Genomic DNA, 14,572 nt, shown 5'->3' on the forward strand with positions numbered 1-14,572 from the left:
GAGAAGAGCGGGTCGAGGAGCGGATGCGAACCGGTGGGGGTGAGGATGGCCGGTATCTCGTGACCCGATGCGAGGACGACTTCCGTCCACCGCGAGGAGAAGAGGTGTGCCATCGACGCGTATGCCGCGGCGAAATACTCGCGTCCCGCGAACGCGAAGTTCGACTCGACCTCGAGGAGGTTCGATTCGACCCGGGTGAGAGCGACGCCGAGCGCGGCGGCGATCGCCGACGAGGAACGGGACGCCCGATCCCGGAGGTCCCGTTCGGCGTCCGATCCGGGTGCGTGGACGAACGGAAATCCGGTGACGTGGAGCGCGTCCCGGATCGAGGCCGGGTGCCCCGGACCGAACCCGGACCGGTTCCGGAGCAAAACGTCCAGGGAGTCCGCTCCGCCCGAGAGAAAGAGGGCGGCCCGCGGCGAGGCCGGAAACGGAGCGCGAAAACCGCCGGTCGGCTCGATCACGGGCGGCCGCCGCGGCTCTCCGTACCATCCTTCGAGGAGCGCGGCGGCGCCCTCGAGCCCGTCGCGCAGGCGCGGGCACGCCGTTCCCTCCAGAGCGATCCGCCGCTCGCCGTGCCGCATCGCGGGAAAAGCGGCCGCCAGCAGGAACGCGTTCGGGTCGGGCTCGATCGATGGTGCGGCTTCCCCTTCGGCCGCATAGACGAGCTCGACGGGAAGACGGTCGGCATCCTCCCAGACGATCGTCGCTCCGACCTCGAGGCGGACGTTCTGCCTTCGGGAAAACAGTCCTTCGATCCTCACGCCGACTCCGCCCGCCGGAGCCTTCTCCGCGCGCCCAGGAGCGCCGAACCGAAGAGCTTCCGATCGATCCGGCGAAGCCGTCCCTTCCAGCCGGCGTCACCCATCCAGGCCCGCACCCGGTCCATCTCGGCGAGTTTCGCGTCGATTTCGGCCGCCAGATCGTGCCGCCCTTCGCGGCGGAGCGGTTCCGCGAGCGGCCTCCAGAAGAACGACGTGTGCGGATCCGGGCGCAGCGCCCGGATCGATTCCGCCGTGAGCGAGCCTTCCGGAAAGGCTCGGAGAACCGCTCCCGCCAGCTGCAGCTCGATCTGCGTGTGCAGGCATTTCTCGCACCGGCCGCAGTTCCGTGCGGGACCCTCGACGGGCGTCGTCAGGCAGACGTAGAGGAGCGCGAGGAGCTCCGTCCGCCTGGCGAGGGATTTCGCCTTCTCGAGCCGGGTACGTTCCGCTCCCGCGTGACGGAAGCGCAACGCTCCCGTCGAATAGAACGGATCGAGCAGCGGATGCGAACCGAGCGGGTCGAGGCGCACGCCGAGCTGCTGCGCGGAAGCGAACGAAACGTCGGTCAGGCGCCCGGACAGGAGGTGGGCGACCGCCGCGTAGGCGCCGCCGAACCATTCCTGGCGGAAGAAGAGGAAGTCCCGCTCGAGCTCGCCGAGATTCGTCCGGACGAAAGTGAGCGGTATCTCGAGCCGCGCGGCGATCGCGGACGCCGCCGCGCGCCCGCGCGAAGTAAAGCTCTCGCTCGCCGACGACCCGGGCGGGCCCGTGTAGGGAAGACCGGAGACGTGCAGCGCGTCCTCGAAGCGGGCCGGATGCCCGGGAGGAAACTGGTCGTGATTTCGCACGAACAAGTCGAGGGAGTCCATTCCGCCGGAAAGGAACGCCCCCGCCCGGCGGTCGCATGCCGGAAGCGGGACCCGGAAACCCTCGCTCGGCTCGATTTCCGGAAGTCGACGGGCCCCTCCGTACCAGGTCGAGAGGATCGTGGCGGCCGTCCGAAGCCCGTCGACGAGCCGGGAGCACACCGTTCCGTCGATCGCGATCCGTCGCTCGCCGTGCCGCATCGCGGGAAGAGCGCACGCCAGGAGCATCGCGTTCGCGTCGGCGCGCAGATGGGCGGCGGCCGGACCGCGCGAATCGAACAGGAGGTCGAACGGTTCCCGGGGCGAGTCTTCCCACCGGATTCGGGCGGACGCGCGGACGGCGTCCCCTTCCGCACGGGTTTCGAGGGCATCGATCCTCATCGCGGTCGAAGCCGACGGACGACGCGGACCGCCGCCGTGAGCTTTCCCCCGAGGAACAGCCGGTCGAACCGTTTGACGAGTCCTTTCCCGTCTTCCTCGTCGCGCCATCGGCGGAAGCGGCGGGCCGCCGCGAGCTTCTCTTCGACGATCGCGGCGAGGTCTTCCCGTCCCGAGCGGCGAAGCGGATCGACGAGCTCCTCCCAGAACTCCTCGAATCCCGTCGTGTAGTCGAGCGCCCGGAGAGCTTCCGGAGTGACGTCGCTTTCGCGGAACGTCTCGGCCTCCGCGAGGCGGCCGAGGACGAGCAGCCCGACGGCGGTCCGGAGACACTTCTCGCAGGCGCCGCAGTTGGAACGATCCCGGGGCGGCGGCCGCCAGTTGCACGTCTGGAGCCGGCGAAAGCCTTCCGGCCACGCGGCCACGACGGCGAGCTTCTCGAGCCGCGTGCGTCCCGCGCCGTCGTGCCGGATCGCGAGGGCCGCGCTCGCATAGTTCGGGTCGAGCAGCGGGTGCGAGGCGCACGGAATCAGATGGCCGAGATCGTAGGAGGAAGGGATCGAGAGCTCCGAGATCCGCGCCGTCAAGGCGTGTCCCGCCGCCGCGAGGGCGGCTCCGAAGAAGTCGTGGATGTAGAAGTCGAGGTCTTCGTCGAGCTCGCGCAGGTTGAAGCGCATTGGGACGAGATCGATCCCGCATTCCTGCGCGAGCTCCGACAGCGACGCGGCGCGCCGTTCGAACCGTTCGTACTCGAGCGCGTTCGAGTCGGGGAGGCCGAAATCGTGGCCGAGAATCAGTATGCCGTCCCGAATCGCGGCGGGATGATCCCGCGGGATCTCGAGAAGGTTCATTCGGATCGTGAACAGCGAGTCGACCCCCCCCGAGAAGAACGCGGCCGAGCGGGGCGGCTCGCGGCGGCGGGGAGGGCGAAACCCCCCCGCGGCCTCGATCGCGATCGGCGGCGGGGGCGCGCCCCTCCAGGAGGCGAGGACCGCGAGCGCTCCTCGGAGACCCTCGCGGAGTTCCGGGCAGACGGCGCCGTCGATGCGGATCCTGCGCTCGCCGTGGCGGACCGCGGGCACGATGCATCCGGCGACGAACGCGTCGGGACTCGCCGAGAGCGAGCCCGCGAGGTTCGCGTCGGTCTCGAACCAGACCGTCCGGGGGGGTCGACCGGCGTCCTCCCACACGACGTCCGCCGCCACTCGCGCTCGCCCTCCCGACGACTCGCGCCGCGGAGCGGAGATCCTCACGAGGCCCCCCCGGGGCGCCGGCGCGCGACGCGCCGGCCGAGCGCGAGTCCCCGTCCGTCGAGGAGGCGCTCATCGAGCCGGCGCAGGACGCCTCGCCAGCCGCCGCCGAAGAGCCAGGCCGTCCGACGTTGCGCGGCCGACGCGATCCTCGCGGCCTCGCGCGAAAGATCTTCCCGTCCCGCCTCCCGGAGCGGAGCGACGAGGTCCCCCCAGAAGACCGCCGAATCGATGCGAAGCTCCGAGCGGGAGACGGCCTCGGCCGTCAGAGTTCCGCGCGGGAAGGAGTCCGCGGCGTCGATCCCGCCGCAGACGAGAATTTCGGCGAGCGTGCGCAGGCACTTCTCGCACCGGCCGCAGTTCGGCGCACCCGGCTCCGGCCACGAGTGGCAGACGAAGAGATGCCGGAGAGCGGGATCGTGCGCGAACCCGCGGACCTTCTCGAGGCGGCTTCGATCGGCGCCCTCGTGCCGGATTTCGATCGCGCCGGTCGAGAAGAACCCGTCGAGCGACGGATGCGACCCGGACGGCACCATTCCCGCCGCGGCATGCTGTCCCGACGCGATCGAGGCCGCCGTCACGCTCGAGAGCAGATGGATGCCCGAAAGGAATGCCGAGCCGTACCACCGCCGCTCGAAGAACGCGTAGCTCGGCTCGAGTTCGACGAGGTTCGTGCGGATCGCGACGAAACGCGCTCCCGCCAGGGCGGCCATGGCCGCTGCCGCGGCCCGGCTGCGCTCGACGACGCTTTCGACGGCGGGAGATCCGGGCGGACCGACGTAGGAGATCCCGGAGACGTTGACGGCGTCCCTGTACGACGCGGGGTCGGAGGGCGGAAACCGGGCGCGGTTCCGGACGAGGAGGTCGAGAGAGTCGACGCCTCCCGAGAGGAGAAACGCGGCCCGCGGCGCGGGCGCCTTCCCCGGGGAGGCGAATCCGCGGGAAGGCTCGATCGCGTCGAAAGCGCGCCCGCCGTACCAGGAGCCGAGGAGAGCGACCGCCGACGAGAGGCCGTCCCGGAGACGCGGACACACGGTGCCCTCGATCGCGATGCGCCGCTCGCCGCGGCCAAACGCCGGGATCGCGCAGGCGAGGAGGAACGCCTCGCCGGCCGGGCGGACCTCGGCGCCGGCTTCGCCTTCGACCTCGAACCAGAGCGTCATGGGGGAGCGGTCGACGTCCTCCCACTCGACGCGGGCGGAGGCGCGGGCGGCGTTCGGAACCGGGACGATCTGCAGATCGGTGATCTTCAATGTTCGCGGGAGCCCTCGGGCCCGCGCAGCTTAACGGAGGCCGGAAAACGGAGTCAACGCGGGGAGGAACCGCGGTGTGGGAACGGCGCTCGCGTCATGCCACGGCGGCACCGTCGGTCACGATGCGGCCGTCGCGCATTTCGACGATCCGGCCGGTCCGGCGGGCGAGCGACATGTCGTGCGTGATCACGACGAGGGTGCGGCCCTGCTTCCAGAGCTCCGAGAAGAGGCTCATGATGTCCGTTCCCGAGCTCGTGTCGAGGTTCCCCGTCGGTTCGTCCGCGAGCAGGATGTCGGGCTCCATCGCGAGAGCGCGCGCGATCGCGACGCGCTGCATCTGCCCTCCCGAGAGCTCCGTCGGCCGGTGCTCGCCGCGGTCGGCGAGACCGACGCGGGCAAGCAGCTCTTCCGCGCGCCGGCGCCGCTCGCGGGGAGCCACGCCGCCGAAGAGCATCGGCATTTCGACGTTCTCGATCGCCGTGATCTGCGGCAGCAGGTTGAAGCTCTGGAAGACGAAGCCGACGCGCCGGTTGCGCACGTCGGCGAGAGCATCGCGCGTGAGCCCGGCGACGCGCTCGCCCGCCAGCGCGTATTCGCCTTCCGTCGGCGTGTCGAGGCAGCCGATCAGGTTCATGAGGGTCGACTTTCCGGAGCCCGAGGGGCCGACGATCGACGCGAACTCCCCGTTCCGGATCTCGAGGTCGATCCCCTTCAGCGCCTCCACCTTCACGCGGCCGGTGTCGTAGATCTTGCGGATCGCGCGCATGGCGATGATCGGGCCGTCGGCCGCGATCCGGGCGGGCGCGTTCCGGGAGCTTCGGGCTTCACTCATATCTCAGCGTCTCCGCGGGGTCGATCGCCGCGGCCCGCCGCGCCGGGAAATAGCCGGCGGCGAGGCCGATCGCTCCCAGAATGGCCGTCGTGACGGCGCCGATCGGCGCCGAGATCCGGGGATGCCCGAGATAACCCATCACGTCGCTCGAGTCGAGGGGGATGAGCGAGAGGAGCGCCACGAGGAGGAGCGAGATCGCGATCCCCGCCGCGCCTCCGAGAAACGTGTAGAGCGTCGCTTCGAGGACGAAGGGGCCCGTGATCCAGCGCGGCCGCGCCCCGAGCGCCATCTTCACGCCGATCTCGCGCGTCCGCTCCTTCACGACGGCGTACATGATGTTGGCGACCCCCACGCCGCCGACGATCAACGTCAGGGCCCCGACGATTCCGAGGAAGATCTGGATTCCCAGCAGCATCTGGCGGCTCTCCCGGTTGTCCGCGACCGTGTCCCACGTTCCGAGCGCGCGGTCGTCGCCCGGGTCGAAGCGGTGCCTCGAGCCGAGGACGTGCCGCAGCCGGTCGAGGGCCGCGGGCATCCGCGCGGGGTCCGTCACGCCGACGACGAGGTTGTCGAGATTCTGGTGACCGAACATCGCGAGGAACGTCGGCAGGGGAATGAACGTCTGGTTCTCGTCCTGGTTCATGTAGCTGTTGTCCTGGATCCGGTGCTTCAGGACCCCGATCACGAGAAACGGGGCGTTGGCGACGAGCAGGGTCTTTCCGACGGGCGGCTCCGATCCGAAGATCTCCTTCGCGGTCTTGCCGCCGAGGAAGATCACACGCCGAGAATCCCGCACGTCGCGGCCGTCGATGAAGCGCCCTCCGGGCTCCGGAACCTGGTTCCGCCACGTTCGATACGGCGCCTCGACCCCGACGACGCTGCCGTTGACCGTCTTGCGGCCGTACGTGAGCGACACCCGCCCCTTCTGGATCTCGCCGATCACCGTTGCGACGTCGGCCATGCGGGCCTGCGCATACGCCGATTCGTTCTCGGGAAAGGCCAGCCGCCGCCCCGGCGGCATGCCCGCGAACGCCTTCGTCGTCTGGCCGGGCCAGATGATCGCGATGTTCTTTCCCATTCCCTGCTCATTGGCGATCAGCTGCTCCCGGAAGCCCTGTCCGAAAGCGAGGAGGAGGAGCACCGACACGGTTCCCCAGGCGATCGACGCGACCGTGAGGACCGCGCGCTTCTTCTTCAAGCGCGCGGTCTGGAGGAAGAGGTGGAAGACGACGGCGAAGGTCGACGCCCGCGGAACGCGCGCGCTCACAGCTTCATCGCCACGACCGGATCCAGCCGCGACGCCTCCTTCGCCGGAAAATACCCCGCGAGGAATCCGATCGCCCCGAGGATCGCCGCCGTCGCGAGGGCGATCGTGGGGGAGAGCTCGGGCCGCCCGATCGCCTCTCCCAGCCCCCCGGCCGGGACGGCGAGGCAGATCGCGAACGAGAGGAGCAGCCCGATCGCCCCGCCGGCGCCGGTCAGGACCATCGTCTCGGCGAGCAGCTGCCGGATCACGAACTTCTCCCGGGCCCCGAGCGCCATCTTGATGCCGATCTCCCGCGTCCGCTCGTCGACGATGACGTTCATGATGTTGGAAACGCCGATTCCGCCGACGACGAGCGTCAGCACCCCGAGGATCCCGAGAAACGCGTTGAACGCGAGGAAGAACACGTCGAAGAAGTGGAAATTCTCGGTCGTGTCCCACGTCGAGAGAGCCTCCTTGTCGGCGGGATCGAACCCGGTGCGCCGCGCGAGGATTCCGCGCACCTCCGCGATCGCTTCCGTCGACGGGCGGGAGGGCTTCGGCTGGAAGACGATGTTGTTGCAGTATTTCTGGCCGATCAGGACCCGCATCGTGCTCGCCGGAACGTAGATCTTGTTCGCGTCGCGGCCGCCGTAGGACGAGTTCTGGATCTTGTGGCGCTGGACGCCGACGACGAGGAACGGCGCGTCCTGGATGAAGACCGTCTTCCCGACCGGGTCGTCCTTCCCGAACATGTCGGTCGCGAGCTTGTCTCCGACGAAGGCGACCCGGCGCTGGCCGTCGACGTCGAGCGGATCGAGGAAGCGGCCTCCCGCCTGCGGGATCAGGTTCCGTACCTCGCCGAAGAACGGGTTCACGCCGGAGACGCCGACGTTGAACGTCTTCGGACCGACGCGGACCTTCAGCTCTTTGCGGTATTCGGAGGAGACCCCCGTGATCTGCGTCGCCTGCGCGCGGACGGCTTCGATGTCCTCTTCCGCGACGCGGATCTTCCGTCCCTTGCCGAGCCCGTTGTACGGGACGGAAGTCAGTCCCGGCCATCCGATGACGATCCGGTCTCCGAGGCCCTTCACGCGGCGGATCTGCTGGTGCTTGAGTCCCACGCCGAAGGCGAGGAGGAGCGAGACGGCGGTCGTTCCCCATACGATTCCGAAGAGCGTCAGGAACGTTCGGAGCTTCTGCGACCGCAGGTCGCGCCAGAGCTGACGGAAGGCCTCGGTCATTCGTCGCCTACGACGCCGTGATTTCCTTGGGCGGCTTTTCGACGAGCTTCTGCCCGGCCGCGACTCCGGAGACCACCTCGACGTTCAGCCCGTCGGAGATTCCGACCTTCACTTCGGTCTTCACGGGCTTGGCCTTCGGGTCGGCGGAGGCGACCTGGACGTACGCGCGATTCCCCCCGTCCTCGAATTCGACGAGCCGCTCCGGGATCGTCAGGACGTTCTTCTTCTCGCGAATGACGACCTCCGCGTTGGCGGAGTACCCGGCGCGGAGCGTCACCTTCTCGCCGCGATCGAGCTCGATCCAGACGTCGAACAGCGTGGCCCCTTCCTTCTGCTGCGCCTGGGGGGCGATGCGGGTGACCCGGCCGGTGACGGCATCGGAGGGGAGCGCGCCGACCTTGATCCTCGCCGGCATTCCGACCGCGATCTTCCCGACGTCGATCTCGTCGATCGTCCCCCGGAAGAGGAGATCGCTCATGTCGGCGATCGAGGCGAGCTCGGTCCCCGGCTGGTACGGCGTCAGGGGAACCACCGGCTCGCCCGGATTGACCGTCCGGGTCAGGATCGTCCCGGCGGCGGGCGCGCGGATGATCGACTCGAGCGTGATCCCGCCTCCGCTCACCCGTCCCGTCATCGTGAGTTCCCGCGTCTGGACCGCCTTGTCCAGGGTGATCTTCGCGAGATCGTAGGCCGTCTTCGCGGAGTCGAGCGCCGACTTGGCGGCGATCCCCTGCTTGTAGAGAGATTGCTGCCGGGCGTAGTCGATCTGCGCCTGCGCGAACGAGCTCCGCGCCGTGTCGACCGCCGTCGAGGCGTCGGTCACGTCGGTCGGGGTCGGATCCGGCGCGATCTCGAAGAGCGGGTCTCCCGGCCGTACCTTGTCCCCGACCTGGACGATGCACTTCTTCACGACGCCCGAGATTTTCGATTTGATGGAGTACTTCTGGCGGGGCTCGATCTGGCCGACGGCGAGCGCCTTTTCGGTGATCGCGCCCGTCTCGACCGTCACGAGCTTGGTCTTTTCCCCTTTCTTGTCGGAGCTCGCCCAGGCGTACAACCCCGCCGCGGCGGCAACGATCGCCAGCAGCAGGAAGAAGATACGGAAAAGCTTCTTCATCGCGGACCCCCTCCATCCGGCGTCGACGCCGGGCTCGCTTTCCTCCTATGACGCAAGTCGGCGGGGGGAAGTTCTGCGGGAAAGACTACCGGGGCTTGGTCCCGCCGGGGAAATCGCGCGCCGCCCGGACGACGGGAGCCTTCTTCTCGAACGGGATGCCCATCGCCGCCAGCCATTCCTCGGCGCGTTCCCGGGCGCGGCGCTGCTTGAACTGGAAGAACCGGGCCTCCTCGCGGGGGTACCCCAGCAGTGCCGAGCGGTAGGCGTCGGCGGGCCGGACCGCCGAGAGCGCCCGGCGCAGCTCCTCCCGGGCCTTTTCGTCCTCGATTTCTTCGAGGAAGAGCTCCATCTCGCCGACGCCGCGCTCCCCCCGGTCGCGGGGGAGCGCGAGGTATCGGGGGGAGGACGAGAGCTCGGCGTGGCGCGCCGGGTCCCGCGCCTCGACGACCTGAACGACGTCGCCCGTTTCCCGGTCCAGGAAATGCGTGATCTGGGCCGACCGGCTCTCGAAACCGACGACGAGGCCTTCCCAGTCGAGCGTCATTCGACCGTCGGGTCCTTTTCCACGGCGCTCCGGAACGACGTGGACCAGAGGGCGCGGAGCGGGTCGAGCGGGGCGTCGACGACCGTCCGGCCGTCCACCTCGATCCGGATCGCCCCCCCCGAGACGTTCCCGATCACGGCGAACGGAACGTCCGCCGCGCGCGCGCGGTCGCGGAGGAGCTCCGCCCGGCCCCGCGGGAAGCTCACGAGCGCGCGCCCCGTCGATTCCCCGAAGAGGACCGCCGACGTCCTCACGCCGCCCGACGGGAGCGTGATCCGGGCACCGAGTCCGTTCGGGAACGCGCTCTCGGCGAGGGCCACGGCGAGCCCTCCGTCCGAGACGTCGTGGGCCGAGGAGAGGAGCGATTCATCGGCCGCGCCGGCGAGGAACTCGATCAGGCGCTTTTCCGCGGCGAGATCGAGGGATGGACACGGCCCCTCGTCGCGCCCGCGGACGGTCCGAAGGAACTCGGACCCGCCGAGCTCGTCCCGCGTTTCGCCGGCGAGAGCGATCAGGTCGCCGTTTTCGCGGAAACCGATCGAGACGTGCTTCCCGACGTCCTCGAGGAGTCCGATCATGCCGATCGTGGGCGTCGGGAGGATCGCCCGACCCTCCGTTTCGTTGTAGAAGGAGACGTTTCCCGAAACGACCGGAGTCCCGAGCGCGAGACACGCTTCCGAGATCCCTTCGACGGCGAGCGCGAACTGCTCCATCACTTCCGGCTTCTCCGGGCTCCCGAAGTTCAGGCAGTCGGTGACCGCGAGCGGTCGGGCTCCCGTCGCGGCGATCGACCGCGCGCATTCGGCGACGGCGATGGAGGCCCCGCGCCTCGGGTCCAGCGCGCAGAAGAACGGGTTCACGTCGGTTTTCAGCGCGAGGCCCTTCTGGTGCGATGCCGGCCGGCCCGGCTGTCCCGCGCCCGAGTCGTCGACCCAGACGGTCGCCTTCAAACGGATCACGGCGGCGTCGCCTCCCGGGCGCTCGACGGTGTTGCTCCGGACCATGTGGTCGTACTGGTTCCAGATCCACCGCTTCTCGGCGACGTTCGGGGACGCGAGGAGGCGCTCGAGGCACCCGCGGTAGTCGGCAGGCTCCGCCTCCGTCGTCCAGCGGAAGGGGCCGGCGGCCGGAGGGAGCGGCGCGCGCGGGCGGCGGTAGACGGGTGCGCGGTCGGCGAGCGGTCCGACCGGCATGTCGGCGACGACTTCGCCGCGGAACTTGAGCACGACGCGCCCGGTGTCCGTGACCGTGCCGATCCGCACGGCGTCGAGCTCCCACTTGTGGAAGACGGCGAGCACCTCCGCGAGCCGCTCCGGCTTCGCGACGAGGAGCATCCGCTCCTGCGACTCGGAGAGCATGATCTCGTAGGGCGTCATCCCCGGCTCGCGGGTCGGCACGTCGGCGAGCTCGATCTCGAGCCCCGCGCCGCCGCGCCCCGCCATCTCGAAGGACGAGGACGTCAGTCCGGCGGCGCCCATGTCCTGGATGCCGACGACGGCGTCGCCGTGGAAGATCTCGAGGCAGGCCTCGAGGAGGAGCTTTTCCGTGAACGGGTCGCCGACCTGGACGTTCGGCCGTTTCGCGGACGCGCCGCCTTCGCCGAATTCGGCCGACGCCATCGTGGCGCCGTGGATGCCGTCGCGGCCGGTCTTCGACCCGACGTAGACGAGAGCGTTTCCCGGCCCCGCCGCCGTTCCCTTGAAGATCTTCTCGCGGCGCACCAGGCCGACGTTCATCACGTTGACGAGGATGTTGCCGTTGTAGGCGGGATGGAACGTCGTCTCGCCGCCGAGCGTCGGGATCCCGATGCAGTTGCCGTATCCGGCGATCCCGCGCACGACGCCGTCGACGAGATGGCGCATCCGGGGCGCGTCGAGCTCCCCGAACCGGAGCGAATTGAGCGACGCGACGGGGCGGGCGCCCATCGTGAAGACGTCCCGGAGGATTCCGCCGACGCCCGTCGCCGCGCCCTGGTACGGCTCGATGAAGGAGGGGTGGTTGTGCGATTCCATCTTGAACGCCGCGCAGAGCCCGTCTCCGAGGTCGACGACGCCGGCGTTTTCGCCCGGGCCCTGGACGACGCGGGGCCCCGTGGTCGGAAACGTCTTGAGGTACACGCGCGAGGACTTGTACGAGCAGTGCTCCGACCACATCGCGGAGAAGATCCCGAGCTCCGTGATCGACGGCTCGCGGCCGAGGATTTCCAGGATGTTGCGGTATTCCTCTTCGGTGAGCTGGTGCTCCGCGACGAGGTCGGGAGTGATCGCGGTCATTCGGCCGCTAATTTATCCCATCCGGCGGCGGCTCTCGGAAGCGAGGAGACCGCGGCTCTTCGGGTCTCGAGGGACCATCGGCCTCCACGGTTCCCGGGCGATGCGGTGGCGTTCCGGTGAGACGTTTCGGCATTCGGTCCGGTGCACCCGGGCTGCCATGCGACCTCCGCCGGTCCTTCACACCACCTTTCCGACACCACGCTTCCTTCTCTCGAGATTCCGTACGGCCGCCTCCTAGAGAGCGTCGTGCAGGATGACCGGAACTTCGTATCGCCGCCGATTCGGAATCGCGGCAGACCCCAGAGGGGAAAATCGGCCGCGTGCCAGAGCGACGCGGTTCCCGAAATAGACCGTGCAGTCGCCGAGGATGAGGTCCAGATGGAGGTTCCGCCGGGGATTCCTTGCGTCTGCACCCCCGATGCCGAGGTGAAAGCTCGCGACACGCTCGTTCAAGAGGATGTCGGAAGGCACGAAGCCGGGGATGCCGTCATTGGTTCCGATTCCAATTTCGACGACTTCGTTCGTTTGAGGGACGCTCAAAAACTCCTCCACGAGGTCTCGGACGAGCCGGTGGCGGCACGCGACGTCGGAAACTTTCCCTCGGGAAATTCGGAGGGTCAGCGGATTCCCTGCCAGGCGCGCGTCCAGGGGCCAGCCGAGGTTGGAGCCGATCGCTCCGTCGACGACGATAACCCCGTCCACGTCGGCGCTTCTCGTATTCACCTCGGAAGGAGGCAGCACGCCCGGATATCCGTCCGCGCACTCGCCGTAGGTGTTGGCCCATGGCGTCGTCGGGTCGAGGCCCACCTCGAGGCGCGTGCCCCGCTCGCTCCGCACGGTCAGGCGGCCGGCGCGGCGCGCGGCGCCGATCAGAGCCCAGTTGCGCCGGCGAAGCGCGGCTTGCGTACGGCGGAACCCGCCGCGGATCGTCTCCGGCGTCGCTCCGAACAAACGGTAGGCGGACGGCGCTCCGTCATGGTTCTTCAGGTACTGCCGCAACTCCTGCGTGTGGTGGCTCAGTCCCGACTCGAGAAACAGCGCCGCGCATCGCCCCTCGAGCTGCTCCCGGATGGCTGGCCATGTCTTTTTCGCGGAGACGGTCCGGACCGGGAAGCCGGCGCGGGCCGCAATCTCGCCCAAGGCGAAGGAGACCGCCTTCACTCGGGGATCGTAGACGAAGACCGCGGTCTTCCCGGGGGCGAGATGCAGATAGTCGGAGAGAAGCGACGAGGCGCCCGCGAGGAATTCCTCGTCGTCGGCGAGCTCGCGGCCGGCCGTCTCAGCGCGAGGACCGGGCCGCCGCCCGCGCACTCTTGCTCCTCGCCTTTCCTTTCCGCGAATTCCCCGACTTGGCGAACTTGAGGCAGGCGAGCGCGTGGCCCGACGGAGCGATTTCGTCCGAATAGAAGATCAGGTCGACCGACGGGAAGACGTGTCGCGTCGCGCGCCGGAGCACTTCCTGCTGCTCTTTGGTGAGCTCCAGGTTGATGCGCTTCGTGGCGAGTATGTCGATCGCCCACGTTGCCTCGCGCCGCGAAAGGCGCTTTCGGAAACCGGCCACCCTCTTTGCCTGTGCTGCCATAAGGCCTCCTGGCTTGTGCCCTCTGTCCCCTCCACGGACGGACGAGATCGAGGTCGCTCGCCAGGTGATTATCGCACCCGCCGGTCCTGCTGCCGACGGGGAAGGCGCTCAGCGCGCCGCGGCGAGAACCGGCCGCTCCCCGCGGACCCACTCGACGCACGACCGGAAGAGCGCGAGGCCGGCGGCGTTTCCGACGATCTCCTCCGAACAGCGGTCGGGATGCGGCATCAGGCCCACGACGTTTCCGGCGGCGTTGCAGATTCCGGCGATCGCCTCTTCGGATCCGTTCGGGTTGGAGGCGTCGCTTCGCCGGCCGTCGGCCTCGACGTAGCGGAACACGATCCGGTTCTCTCGCTCGAGCCGGGCGAGCTCGTCCGGCGAGGCGGTGAAGTTGCCCTCGCCGTGCCCGATCGGCATCCGGACGATCTCGCCGCGGGCGTACGCCGCCGTCCAGGGCGTCCGGTTGTTTTCGCACGCGAGATGCACGTCCTGGCAGAGATACCGGAGCGTCTTGTTCACGCGGAGAGCGCCGGGCAGGAGACGCGCCTCGCAGAGCACCTGGAAGCCGTTGCAGATTCCGACGACCGGGCCTCCCTTCGCGGCGAATTCGGCGATCGGTCCCATGACGGGCGAAAACCGGGCCATCGCTCCGGACCGGAGATAGTCGCCGTACGCGAATCCGCCGGGGAGGATGACCGCATCGGGAGCCTTCAGGTCGGTCTCGTGATGCCAGACGTACTCGGCCTGGCATCCGAGGAGGTCGCGCACGATGTGGAAGCAGTCGTGCTCGCAATTGCTCCCCGGGAAGACGGCGATCGCGAATTTCATCGAGGCGGAAATTTTATCAGACGAGAGCGGCGGTCAGGACCGGGGATCGACGATCGCGGGAGAAGGAGGCGCGACCGGCGCCACGCACGGCCGGGGAGCGGACGGCGCGTCGCAACCGGCGCTCGGCGGCGGCGGAGGAGGAGGCGGCGGCGGAGGAGCGCCGGAAACCGTGACGGTCACGGCGTTGCTCTCCGCGCTCGCGCTGGAAGACGCGCCGCAGTTCTTCGTCGCGCGGACTTCGAAGAGGAGCGTCCGGCCCGCATCCTCCGACCGGGCGGTCAGAGTGAGCGTCGTCCCGCCGGTCGTCCCCGCGCTCGTCCATCCGAGGCCTCCGTTGTCGGAGCGGGAGACCGCGTAGCTCGTGGCGCCGGTGACGGCGGTCCACGAGAGCGTGAACG

14 protein-coding genes are annotated in these 14,572 nt (G+C 69.2%); all 14 read right to left on the bottom strand.

Annotation, left to right across the window (positions count from 1 at the left end):
- The coding region (locus VFS34_01700) for a hypothetical protein (protein ID HET9793147.1) at positions 1–764 on the bottom strand (764 nt) is incomplete at its 3' end.
- Positions 761–2,011 carry a hypothetical protein gene (locus tag VFS34_01705; GenBank protein HET9793148.1) on the bottom strand — a complete coding sequence of 417 codons (1,251 nt, stop codon included), beginning with the start codon at positions 2,009–2,011 and terminating at the stop codon, positions 761–763. The genes VFS34_01700 and VFS34_01705, both read right to left, overlap by 4 nt.
- The gene (locus VFS34_01710) at positions 2,008–3,213 is read right to left on the bottom strand and encodes a hypothetical protein (protein ID HET9793149.1); all 1,206 of its coding nucleotides are present in this window, start codon (positions 3,211–3,213) and stop codon (positions 2,008–2,010) included. Before VFS34_01710 ends, VFS34_01705 begins: the two co-directional genes overlap by 4 nt.
- A gap of 44 nt (positions 3,214–3,257) precedes the next feature.
- Positions 3,258–4,511 (bottom strand): hypothetical protein, encoded by a 1,254-nt coding sequence (locus VFS34_01715; protein HET9793150.1) that lies wholly within the window; start codon positions 4,509–4,511, stop codon positions 3,258–3,260.
- 94 nt (positions 4,512–4,605) lie between these two features.
- Positions 4,606–5,343 (bottom strand): ABC transporter ATP-binding protein, encoded by a 738-nt coding sequence (locus VFS34_01720; GenBank protein ID HET9793151.1) that lies wholly within the window; start codon positions 5,341–5,343, stop codon positions 4,606–4,608.
- A complete protein-coding gene (locus VFS34_01725; protein HET9793152.1) occupies positions 5,336–6,610 on the bottom strand; it encodes an ABC transporter permease in 1,275 nt (424 codons plus the stop codon). The genes VFS34_01720 and VFS34_01725 overlap by 8 nt, the downstream gene beginning before the upstream one ends.
- Positions 6,607–7,830: an ABC transporter permease gene (locus tag VFS34_01730; protein ID HET9793153.1), complete on the bottom strand. Its 1,224-nt coding sequence runs from the start codon at positions 7,828–7,830 to the stop codon at positions 6,607–6,609. Before VFS34_01730 ends, VFS34_01725 begins: the two co-directional genes overlap by 4 nt.
- Before the next feature lie 7 nt (positions 7,831–7,837).
- Positions 7,838–8,947 (bottom strand): efflux RND transporter periplasmic adaptor subunit, encoded by a 1,110-nt coding sequence (locus tag VFS34_01735; GenBank protein HET9793154.1) that lies wholly within the window; start codon positions 8,945–8,947, stop codon positions 7,838–7,840.
- A gap of 85 nt (positions 8,948–9,032) precedes the next feature.
- Positions 9,033–9,491, bottom strand: a complete 459-nt coding sequence (locus VFS34_01740) for a UPF0158 family protein (GenBank protein ID HET9793155.1) — start codon at positions 9,489–9,491, stop codon at positions 9,033–9,035.
- Positions 9,488–11,764: a phosphoribosylformylglycinamidine synthase subunit PurL gene (gene purL / locus VFS34_01745; protein ID HET9793156.1), complete on the bottom strand. Its 2,277-nt coding sequence runs from the start codon at positions 11,762–11,764 to the stop codon at positions 9,488–9,490. Before purL ends, VFS34_01740 begins: the two co-directional genes overlap by 4 nt.
- Positions 11,765–11,998: 234 nt before the next feature.
- Positions 11,999–13,075 (bottom strand): hypothetical protein, encoded by a 1,077-nt coding sequence (locus VFS34_01750; GenBank protein ID HET9793157.1) that lies wholly within the window; start codon positions 13,073–13,075, stop codon positions 11,999–12,001.
- Positions 13,044–13,346, bottom strand: coding sequence for a hypothetical protein (locus VFS34_01755; protein HET9793158.1), 303 nt, complete (start codon positions 13,344–13,346; stop codon positions 13,044–13,046). The genes VFS34_01750 and VFS34_01755 overlap by 32 nt, the downstream gene beginning before the upstream one ends.
- Before the next feature lie 108 nt (positions 13,347–13,454).
- Positions 13,455–14,174: a phosphoribosylformylglycinamidine synthase subunit PurQ gene (gene purQ, locus VFS34_01760; protein ID HET9793159.1), complete on the bottom strand. Its 720-nt coding sequence runs from the start codon at positions 14,172–14,174 to the stop codon at positions 13,455–13,457.
- A gap of 33 nt (positions 14,175–14,207) precedes the next feature.
- On the bottom strand, positions 14,208–14,572 hold a 365-nt coding region (locus VFS34_01765; protein ID HET9793160.1), incomplete at its 5' end, for a hypothetical protein.

The sequence above is a fragment of the Thermoanaerobaculia bacterium genome, assembly GCA_035717485.1.
GTDB lineage: Bacteria > Acidobacteriota > Thermoanaerobaculia > UBA5066 > DATFVB01 > DATFVB01.

Coding starts and splice junctions, on each gene's coding strand:
- VFS34_01705 (HET9793148.1), bottom strand. CDS start 2,011: ATGAGGATCGATGCCCTCGAAACCCGTGCGGAAGGGGACGCCGTCCGC.
- VFS34_01730 (HET9793153.1), bottom strand. CDS start 7,830: ATGACCGAGGCCTTCCGTCAGCTCTGGCGCGACCTGCGGTCGCAGAAG.
- VFS34_01720 (HET9793151.1), bottom strand. CDS start 5,343: ATGAGTGAAGCCCGAAGCTCCCGGAACGCGCCCGCCCGGATCGCGGCC.
- purL (HET9793156.1), bottom strand. CDS start 11,764: ATGACCGCGATCACTCCCGACCTCGTCGCGGAGCACCAGCTCACCGAA.
- VFS34_01740 (HET9793155.1), bottom strand. CDS start 9,491: ATGACGCTCGACTGGGAAGGCCTCGTCGTCGGTTTCGAGAGCCGGTCG.
- purQ (HET9793159.1), bottom strand. CDS start 14,174: ATGAAATTCGCGATCGCCGTCTTCCCGGGGAGCAATTGCGAGCACGAC.
- VFS34_01755 (HET9793158.1), bottom strand. CDS start 13,346: ATGGCAGCACAGGCAAAGAGGGTGGCCGGTTTCCGAAAGCGCCTTTCG.
- VFS34_01735 (HET9793154.1), bottom strand. CDS start 8,947: ATGAAGAAGCTTTTCCGTATCTTCTTCCTGCTGCTGGCGATCGTTGCC.